The 13,421-nt window shown below is 76.8% G+C and carries 9 protein-coding genes; 5 read left to right on the top strand and 4 right to left on the bottom strand.

The features are described from left to right. The first annotated feature begins 164 nt into the window (after positions 1-164). Both ACI78Q_RS21630 and ACI78Q_RS21625 read left to right on the top strand, forming a co-directional pair. On the top strand, positions 165-1,151 hold the full coding sequence (locus ACI78Q_RS21630; protein ID WP_456925521.1) for a thioredoxin family protein: 987 nt from the start codon (positions 165-167) through the stop codon (positions 1,149-1,151). Between the two features lie 317 nt (positions 1,152-1,468). After that, positions 1,469-2,455: a rod shape-determining protein gene (locus tag ACI78Q_RS21625; RefSeq protein WP_456925520.1), complete on the top strand. Its 987-nt coding sequence runs from the start codon at positions 1,469-1,471 to the stop codon at positions 2,453-2,455. 4 nt (positions 2,456-2,459) lie between these two features. Here the strand turns inward: ACI78Q_RS21625 and ACI78Q_RS21620 are convergent, their stop codons facing one another. Both ACI78Q_RS21620 and ACI78Q_RS21615 read right to left on the bottom strand, forming a co-directional pair. Beyond that, positions 2,460-5,408 carry an FtsW/RodA/SpoVE family cell cycle protein gene (locus ACI78Q_RS21620; protein WP_456925519.1) on the bottom strand — a complete coding sequence of 983 codons (2,949 nt, stop codon included), beginning with the start codon at positions 5,406-5,408 and terminating at the stop codon, positions 2,460-2,462. A 4-nt stretch (positions 5,409-5,412) separates the two neighbouring features. Further along, positions 5,413-6,600 (bottom strand): hypothetical protein, encoded by a 1,188-nt coding sequence (locus ACI78Q_RS21615; RefSeq protein ID WP_456925518.1) that lies wholly within the window; start codon positions 6,598-6,600, stop codon positions 5,413-5,415. A 323-nt stretch (positions 6,601-6,923) separates the two neighbouring features. On the opposite strand from ACI78Q_RS21615, the gene ACI78Q_RS21610 reads away from it, so the two are divergent. From ACI78Q_RS21610 to ACI78Q_RS21600, 3 genes are read left to right on the top strand one after another with little or no spacing between them, the layout of a single operon-like run. After that, the gene (locus ACI78Q_RS21610) at positions 6,924-7,949 is read left to right on the top strand and encodes a 3-oxoacyl-ACP synthase III (RefSeq protein WP_456925517.1); all 1,026 of its coding nucleotides are present in this window, start codon (positions 6,924-6,926) and stop codon (positions 7,947-7,949) included. Then, positions 7,946-10,543 (top strand): alpha/beta fold hydrolase, encoded by a 2,598-nt coding sequence (locus ACI78Q_RS21605; protein ID WP_456925516.1) that lies wholly within the window; start codon positions 7,946-7,948, stop codon positions 10,541-10,543. The genes ACI78Q_RS21610 and ACI78Q_RS21605 overlap by 4 nt, the downstream gene beginning before the upstream one ends. Further along, positions 10,540-11,520 carry an NAD-dependent epimerase/dehydratase family protein gene (locus ACI78Q_RS21600; RefSeq protein ID WP_456925515.1) on the top strand — a complete coding sequence of 327 codons (981 nt, stop codon included), beginning with the start codon at positions 10,540-10,542 and terminating at the stop codon, positions 11,518-11,520. The genes ACI78Q_RS21605 and ACI78Q_RS21600 overlap by 4 nt, the downstream gene beginning before the upstream one ends. Here the strand turns inward: ACI78Q_RS21600 and ACI78Q_RS21595 are convergent. Further along, positions 11,517-12,233 carry an HpcH/HpaI aldolase family protein gene (locus ACI78Q_RS21595; protein WP_456925514.1) on the bottom strand — a complete coding sequence of 239 codons (717 nt, stop codon included), beginning with the start codon at positions 12,231-12,233 and terminating at the stop codon, positions 11,517-11,519. The two genes, ACI78Q_RS21600 and ACI78Q_RS21595, sit on opposite strands and share 4 nt — an antisense overlap. Next, on the bottom strand, positions 12,230-13,369 hold the full coding sequence (locus ACI78Q_RS21590; RefSeq protein ID WP_456925513.1) for an NAD(P)/FAD-dependent oxidoreductase: 1,140 nt from the start codon (positions 13,367-13,369) through the stop codon (positions 12,230-12,232). The genes ACI78Q_RS21595 and ACI78Q_RS21590 overlap by 4 nt, the downstream gene beginning before the upstream one ends. Between the last annotated feature and the right edge of the window lie 52 nt (positions 13,370-13,421).

Here is a 13,421-nt window from a genome sequence, read left to right as displayed (position 1 = left end):
GCCTGGTCCACTACAACCGGCTCGACCGCGGCGGGCACTTCGCCGCCTGGGAGCAGCCACGACTGTTCACCGAGGAGCTCCGCGCGGGCTTCCGGTCGCTGCGCAGACCCCCGGTCCCGGAACCGCGTCACTGAGCCACCACCACCGCCGGTGAGGGGAACGACATGGCCATCGCAGGTCTGTTGCGCACGGAGAGCCGGATGCCGTCGCTGGACGGTGCGACCGGCTGGCTCAACACGGCGCCGCTGACGGCGGACGGGCTGCGCGGGCGCGTCGTCGTCGTGGACTTCTGGACCTACACCTGCATCAACTGGATCCGCACGCTCGCCCACGTCCGCGCGTGGGACGAGAAGTACCGCGACCGGGGGCTGGTCGTCCTCGGCGTGCACACGCCGGAGTTCTCCTTCGAGCGGGACGTCGGCAACGTCCGCCGGGCGGTCGAGCGCACCGGCATCTCCTACCCGGTCGCGCTCGACAGCGACTACGCCGTCTGGGAGGCCTTCGCCAACCACTACTGGCCGGCGCTGTACTTCGTCGACGCCACGGGGCACCTCCGTCACCACCGCTTCGGCGAGGGCGACTTCATGCAGTCGGAGCTGGTGATCCGGCGGCTGCTGGCCGAGTCCGGCGTCGACCTGCTCGGTGAGCCGTTCGTCTCGGTCCGCGGCGAGGGCGTCGAGGCCGAGGCGGACTGGGACCACCTGCAGTCGGGCGAGACCTACCTCGGCTCCGCGCGCACCACGGGCTTCGCCTCGCCCCCGGGGCTGGTGCCCGACGCCCCGAGCGCGTACTCCGTCCCGGAGCGGCTGCGGCTGAACACCTGGGCGCTGTCCGGGACCTGGACCGTCGGGCCCGAGGCGGCCGTGCTCGCCGGCGAGGGCGGGCGGATCGCCCACCACTTCTCGGCCCGCGACGTCCACCTCGTCATGGGCCCGGCGGCGCCGGACGCCGCCGTGCCCTTCCGGGTGCTCCTCGACGGCCGGCCACCGGGCCCGGCCGGAGGCGACGACGTGGACGACGAGGGCCGCGGGGTGCTCGGCGAGCAGCGGCTGTACCAGCTGGTCCGGCAGCCGCCGCCCGTCGTCGACCGGCTGTTCGAGATCGAGTTCCTCCAGCCGGGCGCGGAGGCGTTTGTCTTCACCTTCGGCTGAGTTCGACAGCAAGGTGACTTCCGGGTGGGGGACGCCGCGCGAGCCCTCGGCATCCCGCCCTGGGGCCGGCTCCTGCGGTGTCCCGCACTCTCTTGCGGTCGTGCAGCACCGCCAGAGTGGGCAGAACACCGCAGGAGCACTAACCAGGCGGCCGGGCCGACGACGACCGAGGCGCCTGGGTCTCGATGTCCCCCGCGGCTGACGTCCCGCCGCGAGACGGGCCCGACCACATTCCTCGCCGGACGGCGGCGCCGAGCCTGGACCGGGCACCGGCGCACCCCCAGACTGGTGCGGCAGCCGGCGGTCAGGAGGCACGGGTGGATCTCGGCATCGATCTCGGCACCGCCAACACCGTTGTGAGCGACCTCCGCCGCGGCATCGTCTTCGACGAACCCACCGTCATGCTCCTGCGCCGCGGGGGCGCCCGCCGGGAACGGGTGCTCGCCGTCGGGCAGGAGGCGGCCGACCTCCTCGGCCGCGCCCCGTCCCGGTTCGCCCCCGTGCGTCCCCTGCACGACGGCGTGGTCACCGACCTGGAGACCGCCCGGCTGTACCTGCGGCTGGTCCTGCAGAAGGCCGGGCGGCGGGTGTGGGCCCCGGTCCGTGCCGTGATCGGCGTCCCCGTCGGCTCGACGGCGCTGGAGAACCGCGCGCTGCTCGAGGCCGCGGAGGAGGCCGGCATCCGCCCGGTCACCGCGCTCGACGAGTCGATCGCGGGTGCGGTCGGCTGTGGCATCGACCCACTGGAGCGGCGGGTGCACATGGTCGTCGACGTCGGGGGTGGCACGGCGGAGGCGGTGGCGTTCTGCTTCGGCGGCGTCCTCGCCCACCGGACCAGCAAGCTGGGCGGTGACGAGATGACGACCGCCGTCGCCCGCCACCTGCGCGAGCAGCACCAGCTGCACGTCGGTGAGCTCGAGGCCGAGGACCTCAAGGTCCGCTCCGGGACCGACCTGAATGGCTCGCTGGTCGTCCAGGGCCGCGACGCCGCCACCGGCCGGCCGCGGCTGGCGACCGTGCAGGCCACCGAGGTCGCCGACGCCGTCCGGCCGATCACCGACGAGATCGTCCGGACGCTGGCCGCCTCCCTGGACGACCTCCCGCCGCAGGCGATCGCCGACGTGCTGGCCGAGGGCGTGCTGGTGTTCGGCGGGTCCTCGCTGGTCCCCGGCTTCGCCCAGGAGCTGGAGCGCAGCCTCGGCCTGCCGGTCAAGCTGGCCGAGAACCCGCTGACCTGCGTGGCCGAGGGCGCCGCGCGGGCGCTGCGCAACCGCCCGCTGCTGGCGGCCTACGGCCGGAGCTGACCCCTCACGGCAGCTGCAGCGGGCCGGTGGCGACGACGTCGGCCCGGTCGTCGAGGTAGTGCCGCAGCGCGTCGGCCACCACGGTCCGCGCGGTGTTCGCGCCCGTGCCCGGCCCCTGCACCAGCGCGGTCACCACGATGTCGGGGGCGCCCATCGGGGCCGCGGCCGACATCCAGTTGTCGTACTCGTCGTCGCGCAGGCCGCCGTCCTGCGCGGTGCCGGTCTTCGCGCCGGCCGGCTCCGGGAGGTCGGCCAGCCGGACGGCGGTGCCGCCGGTCACCGCCGCCCGCATGCCCTCCTGGACCGGCCCCAGCTCGGCGGCGTAGGGCAGGGGCGTCGCGGCCGGGGCGGGGAGCGCCGTGAGCGTGCCGGCGTCCGACCCGATCGCCATGCCCAGCCGCGGGGTGACCAGGTTGCCGGTGGCGACGGCGGCGGTCCACCGGGCGTTCTGCAGCGGCGTGACCTGCAGCTCGCCCTGGCCGATGCCGAGGATGACGGTGGACCCGCCGTACCAGGTGCCGCCCTTCGCCTCGACCGACTCCGGGGTGCCGAGGTAGCCGGCGGACTCCGCGGGCAGGTCGATCCCGGTCGGCTCGCCCACCCCGAGCGTCCGGGCCGTGTCGGCGATCGTGTCGACGCCGAGGGCGAGGGCGAGCTTGTAGAAGTAGACGTCGTTGGAGATCGCGAGCGACTCCACCAGGTCCATCGGCCCCATCGGCTTCCAGTTGCCGAACGTGTGCCCGCCGTAGGTGAAGCTGGCCCCGGTGGGGATGGCGCGGTCCGGCGCGAACACCGGGTGGGCCTGGTTGGCCGCGGCGACGACGAGCTTGAACGTCGACCCGGGCGGCGCGACGGCCTGGGTCACGTGCTCGAGCATCGGGGAGCCGGGCGCGTCGGCCAGGGCCTGCAGCGCCCCGGTGTCGACCGGCGGCCCGTAGACGTTGTTGTCGAACGACGGGGTGCTGGCCATGGCGAGGACCTGGCCCGTCCGCGGGTCCATCGCGACCGCGGCGCCGATCTTGCCCTGCGGCCGGGGCTGCGCGCGTACGGCGGCGGCCAGGCGGCTGTCGAGCAGACGCTGCAGGCCCAGGTCGATCGACAGCCGCAGCTCGGCGCCGGGCACCGGGTCCCGCCGCTCCCCGAGGGCGGCCGGCACGCCCTTCGGGTCGACGTACACGCACTGCTGCCCGTTGATGCCGCGCAGGACCGCGTCGTACTGCTGCTCGAGACCGGCGCGGCCGACGAACTCGGCGTTGGGCAGGCCGGGCCAGCGCTCCTCGTCCTCGGGCGTGGCCACTCCCGCGAAGCCGAGCACCGGCCCGAGCAGGGTGCCCTGGGGGTAGGTGCGGCGCGGCTCCGGGGTGACGAGCACGGCGGCGATCCCGGCGGCGCTGACGGCGTCCCCCACCGCGCGGGGCACCTCGGCCACCGTCAGCGACAGCGTGGTGGGCTCCGTCGTCGCGATCTGGGTCTGCAGGTCCGCACGCGGCCGGCCGACGAGGTCGGCGAGCCGGTCGACGTCCGCGGGCCGGGTGCGCAGCAGGGCGGGCACCACGAGCACCCGGTCCACGCCGCGGCCGACGTCCGCGGCGTTCACGGCCAGCGGCTCGCCGTGCCGGTCGGTGATCGCCCCCCGGGCGGCGGGCAGCCGGATGCAGCGGGTCATCTGCTCCTGCCCGACGACCTGCAGCTCCTCGCCCTGGGTGCGCTGCAGGCGCCATCCGTAGAGCCCGAAGGAGATCAGCAGCACCGAGAGGCCGAGCGCGATCAGCCGGACCAGCCGCGGCCGCATGAGGTGGCGGTTCGGCGCCCACAGCCGCCGCCGGGCGCCGTCCCGCCGGACGCCGAGGACCACGCCGATCGCGGCCAGGTGCACGACCAGCGCCGTGCCGCCGTAGCTGAGCAGGGGGAAGGGGACGCCGGCCAGCGGGAGGAGCCCCAGGTTGGCCCCCACCGAGACGACGATCTCGACGCCCATGAGCAGGGCCAGCCCGCCGCCGACGAGCGCGCCGTGCACGGTGCGTGAGGTCCGGCTGGCCAGCGCGAGCCGCCAGACGAGGACGATCGCGGCCAGCACCGCCGCCGCGCCGGCGACCAGCCCCAGCTGCCCGACGAGGCTGGCCAGGGCGAGGTCGGTGTCCCGCTCGGGCAGGTACTGGGCGCGCAGGCCGCGCAGCGGGTCGTCGGTCCGGCCGAACAGCCCGCCGGAGCCCACCGCGATGTGCGCCTGCCGCAGCGCCCAGCCCGAGCCGGTCGGGGACTCGTGCGCGCCGACCAGGAACGTCCCGAGGCGCTCGACCTGGTAGGGCCGCAGCAGGCTGATGAGCAGCGGCGCGGCGACCGCCGCCGCGGCGACCAGGGGCAGCAGGAACCGGGCCGGGATCCGGCCGATGAGCAGCATGGACCCGGCCAGGACGACGAGCAGCGTCGTGGTGCTGAGGTCCGGCTGGAGCAGGGTGAGCGCGATCGGCACGACGGCGAGCAGCACCGCCAGCGCGAAGCGCTGCCACGGCGGCCGGCCGGAGCCGAGGACGGCCGCGAGGACGAGGAGCAGCCCGAGCTTGGCCAGCTCCGAGGGCTGGAAGGTCAGCGAGCCGATGGCGAACCATCGGGTGGCGCCGTTCGCGGACAGCCCCATGGCGAGGACGCCGACGAGGAACAGGACGGCCGCGCCGTAGGCGATCCAGCCCAGGAAGCCGAGGTAACGCACGCGCACCCGCCAGAACGCCGCGAGGGCCACGACCCCGCCGATGGCGATGCCGGCCTGCCGCGCGGCGAGCTCGGTGGCGCCGACGAGGTACAGGTTCACCAGGCCCAGCCCGACCAGCGCCAGCGCGGCCAGGACCGCGAGCAGGTCGAACGCGCCGCTGCGGAGGGCCCGGCGCTGCTCGCGGGTGCGGCGCCGGCCCCTCAGCCCGTCCGTCGGCGGCCCGGGAGGTCCCGAGATCGGCATGGCGTCACCGGGTCCCGGGGTCGGGCCGGCAGGAGCCGACGAGCACCGGTGCCGACGCCGCGGCTGCCGGCGCGTCGGTGACGGCGATCACCGCCACGGCCGGGTGCGCCGGGAGCGGGAGGGTGCCGACGGCCGCGGCCCGGGTCCCCCCGGCGGGCACGGTGACGGTTCCGCCCGGCGCGGTCTCCGTGGCGCCCGTGCACCGGTCGACGACCCGGTAGGACCAGGTGACCACCTGGGCCTCGGGTCCCGGGACCAGCTCCACCAGCAGCCGCAGGTCGCAGGGCGCGTCCGGGGCGCACGCTGCCAGCGGGCGCAGGTCCACCCCGGCCACGGCCCCGGCCGCCGCGGGCGCGGGCGGCACGACCGGCAGGCCGTCGGGCTCCGGCGCGGCCGACGGCTCCGACCCGCTCCGCCCGGCGTCCAGGAGCAGGGCGATGTCGGTGGCGATGTCGTCGCGCAGCAGGACCACCTCCAGGGTCACGACCCCGGCGAGGACCAGCACCGACAGCAGCCACGCGCCGATCCGCCGCCCGGCACCGCCGCCCGCCCGGCCGCCCGCGCGTCCCGCCGCGGCCGCGCCGCGCCGCCCCTGAGGGCTCACGGGGGCACCGGCGCCGGTCCCCGGGGCCGCTGCCCCGCGGGCCGCGCGCACCAGCGCGGCCAGCTCCGCGCGCACGGCTGCGCGGTCGAGCGCGTCGGCCGCCTCCGTGAGGTCCCGGGCCACGGCGGGGACGCCTGCGATGGCCAGGTCGGCCGCCGCCCGGTCGAGCGGGGCCAGCAGCCGCTCGGCGGCCGGGTCGCTGCGGCGGGCGCGGAGCCGGGCGGCGGCCGCGACGTCGGCGAGCACCGCCCCGAGGTCGGGTCCGGGGCGCCCGTCGCGCCCGCCGTCGGCAGGGGTGCCGAGGGCCACCCGCCCGTCGGCACCGACGACGACCTGCTCCACGACGACCCGGCCGTCCTCCGCTCCCCCGGTGTCCGGATCCTGTCGCCCCGCCGCCTCCGCGACCACAGCCGCCCCGAGCTCCAGGGCCTGCGGGGGCGTGAGCCGGGCCAGGCTGAGCAGGCGGGTCAGCGCCAGGCCGTCGGCGGGCGGCGGACCGTCCACTCGCGGCTCCCGCGGTTCGGGGACGTCGGGCGGCAGGTCCGGCTCGTCCTGACCGGGGGCTCGGGCCGTCGTCAGGTCCGTCACCGACGCCACCTCGCTCACCCGGCTGGCCAGGACCCCCATGACGGAGCTGGGCAGATGCTGCTGGCTGGCCGACCCGGATGTCACGCGGTTGCTGCGCAGCCCGCGCGACACACCCGAGGGTCATGACCAACGACCCCGGGTGCCGTGACCAAGGGCCCGGGGCCTCCCGACCATGGGCCGTCGCGGCGGTGCGTCGGCGGGCGAGGGCCGGCGCGAGGCCCGGGCGGGTCGGCGGAATGGCGGTGCGCCGGTCGGGTAGTGCCCGTCGCACCGAGGGCGGCGCGAAGAGGGAGTCGGCCCTTCCCGAGGAGTGGACTCCACACATGAGCGAGAACAGCACACACCGGTTCGGCAACACGGCGGTCCTCTCGCTGCAGACGGCGGACGCCACCCAGGTCGTCACCTCCGACGCGCTCGACGACGCGCTCGCCGAGACCTACCGGCGGGTGGGGCTGCGGCCCGGCCTGCTCGAACGACTCGCCGGCATCCGGGAGCGCCGCTGGTGGGGCGAGGGCGTCACCTTCGTCGACGGCGCGGCCGCGGCCGGCGCCAAGGCGATCAGCGAGAGCGGGGTCGACCCGGCCGGCATCGGCGTGATGATCAACACCTCGGTCAGCCGCCGGTACCTCGAGCCCTCCACCGCGGTCGCCGTCCACCACGCACTCGGCCTGCCGCGCTGGTGTCAGAACTTCGACGTCACGAATGCCTGTCTCGGCTTCGTCAACGGCATGGAACTCGCCGCCGCCATGATCGAGTCCGGCCTGGTCGACCACGCGCTGATCGTCAACGGCGAGGACTCGCGGCCGGTCCAGGAACGCACCATCGACCGGTTGCACAGCCCGGAGACGGTGTCGCGCGACGTGCTGTCCCAGTTCGCCACCCTGACCCTGGGCTCCGGTGCCGTCGCCATGGTGCTGGGCCGGGCCGACCGGCACCCGGAGGGGCACCGCCTGGTCGCGTCCGTCAGCCGGGCGGGAACCGAGCACCACGAGCTGTGCGTCGGTGACAACGACATCATGCGGACCGACCTCAAGGGGCTCCTCGACGCCGGGCTGCGGCTGTCCGAGGACATGTGGGCGGACGCCGCGGCGGAGGTCGACTGGGCCGGCGGCATGAGCCGCTACATCGTCCACCAGGTCTCCAAGGTGCACACCAAGGCGATGTGCGACCGGTTCTCGATCGACCCGGCGCTGGTGCCGACGACGTTCCCGACGCGGGGCAACCTGGGGCCGGCGTCGGTCCCCTACACGCTGGCCGGCGTGCAGGACTCCCTCGTCGACGGCGACCGGGTGCTCCTCATGGGCATCGGCTCGGGCCTCAACGTCTCGTGCCTCGAGATCGCCTGGTGACGGCGGAGGACGTGGCCGGCTGCCCGCCGCCCCCTCCGGGCCTGGACCCCGCGTGGTCCCGCACCGTGGTCGTCGCCGACGACACCGGCGCGGAGCACACCTGGCACGTCCTCGACAACGGCGTCCGGGACCCGGCGGGCACGCTGCTGTGCGTCCACGGCAACCCCACCTGGTCCTACCTGTGGCGCCGGCTGCTGGCGGCCGCCCCACCCGGGTGGCGGGTGGTCGCCCCCGACCAGCTCGGCATGGGCTGGTCCGACCGGCTGCCCGGCCCACGGTCGTTGCGGCAGAGGGTCGCCGACCTCGGCGACCTCACCACCGCCCTCGGCGTCAGCGGCCCGGTGGTCACCGTCGGGCACGACTGGGGCGGCGTGATCTCCCTCGGGTGGGCGATGGAGCACCGGAAGGACCTGCGCGGCGTCGTCCTGGCCAACACCGCCGTCGCCATGCCGGAGGGCGACCGGGGGCCGGCCCTCATCCGGATGGCGCACCTGCCCGGCGTGCGCGCCGCCGTCACCGTCGGCACCCCGGTCTTCGTCCGGGCGGCGACGGCGCTGTCCCGGCCCGCCCTGCCCGTCGACGTGCGCCGCGCGTTCGCCGCGCCCTACCGCTCGCCGGCGCGCCGCCGGTCCGTGGGCGACTTCGTCGCCGACATCCCCTTCGTGCCGGGCCATCCCTCCCGCCCGGCGCAGGAGGCGATCGCCGAGGGGATCCGCGGTCTCGACGTCCCGGCCCTGCTGCTGTGGGGGCCCCGCGACCCCGTCTTCGGCGAGCGGTACCTGACCGACCTGCGCCGCCGCCTGCCGCACGCCCGGCTGCACCGCTACGCGGGCGCCTCCCACCTGCTCCCCGAGGACGCCCCCCGGTACGCCGAGGCGGTGGCGCGGTGGGTGACCGACCTCGGCTCCCCCCGCACGGAGCCCGAGCCACCGGCGGCTCCTGCGGGTGGAGCCGCCCGCCGGCTGTGGTCCGCGCTGGACGCGCGGGCGGACGACGACGCGGCGGCCGTCGTCGAGGTCAGCGGCTCGACGGTGAGCTGGTCCCGGCTGGCCCGCCGCGTGCGGCACCTGGCCGCCGGCCTGGCGGCGTCGGGCATCGGTCCGGGCCACCGCGTCGCGCTGCTCGTGGAGCCCTCGGCCGACCTGACCGCGGCGGTGTACGCGGTGTGGCGCGCCGGCGCCGTGGTCGTCGTGGCCGACAAGGGCCTGGGGTTCGCCGGGATGCGCCGGGCCCTGCGCAGTGCGGCGGTCGACTCCGTGATCGGCGGCCGTACGGGTCTGGCCGCGGCGCGGCTGATGGGCCTGCCCGGCAGGCGCATCGCGGCCGGCGCGCCGGGCCCCGCCGTCCGGCGTGCCCTGGGGGCGACCACCACGCTGGAAGACCTGGAGGCGCTCGGCCGGACCGCACCGGCACCGGCACCGGCTCCGCTGGACGCCGACTGCGCCGTGCTGTTCACCTCGGGGGCGACCGGGCCGGCGAAGGGCGTCGTCTACACGCACCGCCAGGCCGCCGCGCAGCTCGAGCTGGTGCGCTCCACCTACGGGCTCACGCCCCGGGACCGGCTCGTGGCCGCCTTCGCGCCGTTCGCGCTGCTCGGGCCCGCCCTGGGCATCGGGTCGGCGGTCCCCGACGTCGACGTGACGGCGCCGGGATCGCTGACCGCGACCGCGCTGGCCGGCGCCGTGGCGGCCGTCGACGCCACGGTGGTGTTCGCCTCCCCCGCGGCGCTGCGTCGCGTGGTGGCCACGGCGGACGGCCTCTCCCCGGAGCAGCGGACGGCGCTGGCCGGCGTCCGGCTGCTCGTGTCCGCCGGCGCGCCCGTCCCGGCGTCCCTGCTGCGCTCCCTGACGGCGGTCCTGCCCGCCGCCGACGCGCACACGCCCTACGGGATGACCGAGGTCCTGCCGGTCACGGACGTCTCCCTGGCCGCCGTCGAGGCCGCGGGCGCGGGAGAGGGCGTCTGCGTGGGGACGCCGTTGCCGGGCGTCGCCGTGCGGATCAGCCCGCTGTCCCCCGACGGGCGGGCCGACGGCCCGCTCACCGACCGTCCCGGCGTCCCCGGCGAGGTCTGCGTGCGGGCGGCGCACGTCAAGGACCGGTACGACGCGCTCTGGGCCCTCGATCGGGAGACGTCCCGGGAGCCCGGGTGGCACCGCACCGGGGACGTCGGGCACCTCGACACCGGCGGCCGGCTCTGGATCGAGGGACGCCTGCAGCACGTCCTCACCACGGCCTCGGGTGCGGTGACCCCCGTCGGGATCGAGCAGCGCGTGGAGCGGCTCGACGGCGTGTCGGCCGCGGCGGCCGTCGGCGTCGGGCCGGCCGGGGCGCAGGTCGCCGTGGTCGTCGTCGTGCCCTCCGGCGGAGTCCCGACCGGGCGGCACGCCCGGCCGGGCGTACGGAGGTCCCGGCTGCGCCTGGCGGACCTGGAGCTGGCCGACGCCGTCCGGGCGGTCGCCGGCGTCGACGTCGCCGCGGTGCTGACCTGCCCGGAGCTGCCGGTGGACATCCGGCACCAGTCGAAGGTGGACCGCGGCGAGGTCGCCCGCCGCGCCGCGCGGGTGCTCGCCGGCGCGCGGGCGCCGCGGCCGTGAGGGTCCTGGTCACCGGCGCGAGCGGCATGCTCGGACGGGCGACGGCGACCGGCCTGCTGGAGCGCGGCGACGGGGTGACGGTGCTGCAGCGCCGTCCGTCCGGCCTGCCGTGCCGGGAGGTGCTGGGGGACGTCGCCGACCCGGCCGTCGTCGGCCGCGCCGTCCGGGGTCAGGACGCCGTGCTGCACCTGGCCGCGAAGGTGGACGTGACCGGCCCGTGGGCGGAGTACGTGGCCGCGAACGTCGACGGCACCCGCGCCGTCGTCGCGGCCTGCCGGGCCGCGGGCGTCGGCCGGCTGGTGCACGTCTCCTCCCCGTCGGTGGCGCACGCCGGGTCGGCACTCCCCGGCGTCGGCGCCGAGCCGGCCGCCCCTTCGCAGGCCCGGGGACGGTATGCCCGGTCCAAGGCACTGGCCGAGGTGGCCGCGCTGGCGGCGGACTCCCCGTCCCTCGCCGTGCTGGCCATCCGCCCCCACCTGGTGTGGGGCCCCGGCGACACCCAGCTCGTGGCGCGCGTCGTCGCGCGGGCCCGGGCCGGGCGGCTGCCGGTGATCGGCTCGGGCGCCGCGCTCATCGACACGACCTACGTCGACAACGCCGCCGCGGCCCTGGTGGCCGCCCTGGACGCCTGCGGCCCGGTGCACGGCGAGGCCCTGGTCGTCTCGAACGGGGAGCCACGGCCGGTCGCGGAGGTCGTCGGCCGGCTCTGCCGGGCCGCCGGCGTCCCCGAGCCGCACCGCCGGGTGCCCTTCGCGGCGGCCTACACGGCCGGGGCGGTCGTCGAGGGCGTCTGGGCGGTGACCGGCCGGCGGCGGATCCCCCCGATCACCCGTTTCCTCGCCGAGCAACTGGCCACCGCCCACTGGTTCGACCAGAGACGGACCCGGGCCGCTCTGGGGTGGCGGCCCCGGGTGGGCCTCGACGAGGGGTTCACCCGGCTCCGCGACTGGTACCGCCGTGTCCCACCCGCCCCCTAGCTCCCCCGGGCGACCCGCAGGTGCTCCCGCACGACCGCGCTCAAGCAGGTGGTGTCCATGGCCGCGGTGACGATCGTGGCGCCCTCGGCGGCGTACCCCGCGGCCTCCGACCCGCTGAACGCGTGCACCCCGACCGGGACGCCGGCGGCCACCGCCCGCGCCACGATCGAGGAGAGGACGCCGCGCACGTGCTCCCGGCTGCCCTCGTCGGCCCGGCCGAGGGCCAGCGACAGGTCGGCCGGGCCCACGTACACCCCGTCCAGCCCCTCGATGGCGAGGATGGCGTCGAGCTCGTCGAGCGCGCCGGCCGTCTCGACCATGACCACCACCAGCGGCTGGTCGGACCCACCGGACAGCCGCCCGATGGACCGGGTGCCGACGGGCCCGTAGCGGCAGCTGGCGACGACGTCGCGGGCGTGGGCGGCGTCCCGGACGCTGGGCACGATGACCCCGTGCGCGCCGAGGTCCAGCGGGCGCCCGACGTCGGCGGCGTCCGGACTGCGGGTGCGCACCAGGGGCACGGAGCCCGCCGCGACGACCGCGGCGGTGACGCCCGGCAGCTCCGCCTCCCCGAGCGGGCCGTGCTGCAGGTCCAGGACGACGAAGTCGGCGCCGGCCCGGGCCAGCAGCTCCGCCGTCACCGCACCGGGGAGCTGGCTCCACAGGCCGTGGCAGGCCTCCCCCGCCGCCCACCGCGCCCGCAGCGCACTCACGGCCCGGCCGCCGGCACGGCCTCGCGGAACCACCGGCGCACCCGGCTGGCCCCGAACTCGGCCTTCTCCGCGGAGTTGGCGAGCGACGGCGGGTCGAACGTCCCGGTCGGTGCCGCCCCGGCGACGAAAGTGACGTCGACCTTGGCGACCTCGTCGCGGCCGTACTCCAGGTAGCAGATGCCGCGGCCGTCGTACTGGCCGGCCGCGTCGCCGCCCCGCGCCAGCGCGACGATCCGGTCGGCCACGACGCCGGCCTGCCGCTCGGAGAACACCCCGGCCTTCGGCGTGCCGACGCTGGTGACGTCGCCGACGGCGTAGACGCCGGGGAACGCCGTCTCCAGGGTGCGCGGGTCCACGGGCACCCACCCGTCGACGGCGAGCCCGGACGCGACGACGACGTCCGGCGCCCGGTGCACCGGCACCCCGAGGAACAGGTCGAAGGCGATCTCGTCGCCGTCGGCGAGGACGGCGACCCTGCGGCCGGGGTCGAGGGACCGCACGACCCGGTCCGGCAGGAACTCGATCCCGCGCTCGGCGAACGTGGCCAGCAGCGCCTGCGACGCCGCCGGGGACGGCGGGATGGGCGAGCCGAGCGGGGTGACCAGCGAGATCCGCACGGCGTCGCGCATGCCCCGGTCGGTGAAGTACTGGTCGAGCAGCAGCGCCGTCTCGCTGGGCGCGGGCGGGCACTTGAACGGCGTCGAGGTGACCCCCACGACGACGTGCCCGCCGGAGAACCCCGCCAGCTGCCGGCGCAGCGCGAAGGCGCCGGCCTCGGTGTAGAACTCGGAGCCGCACTCGACCAGCCCGGGGGTCGCCTCCGGGTGCAGGTCCGCGCCGAGCGCCACCACCAGGACGTCGGCGTCGAGAGTGCCGGCGTCGGTCTCCACGCGCCGCGCCCGGGGGTCGATCGCGCGGACCGTCGTCTGCACGAAGCGGACGCCCGGCTCGTCGATGTCGCGGTACCGGTGCCAGACGGCGTCCTCGGTGGTGCGGCCGAACATCACGTCGAGCTTGGAGAAGCCGAACACGAACCCGTCGCGGCGGTCGACGAGCACGACGTCGACGTCGTCGCCGAGCTCCTCGGACAGCCGGGTGCTGAGCTCGAGGCCGCCGAAGCCGGCCCCGAGCACCACGACCCGGAGGCTGCGGGGCTCCTCCCGGGGGCGGGGGGCGGGTGGTCGCGTG

This window comes from Geodermatophilus sp. SYSU D00705, assembly GCF_054050135.1.
Note: the sequence above shows the minus strand (reverse complement) of the source record. Positions and strands in the feature narration are given on the sequence as shown.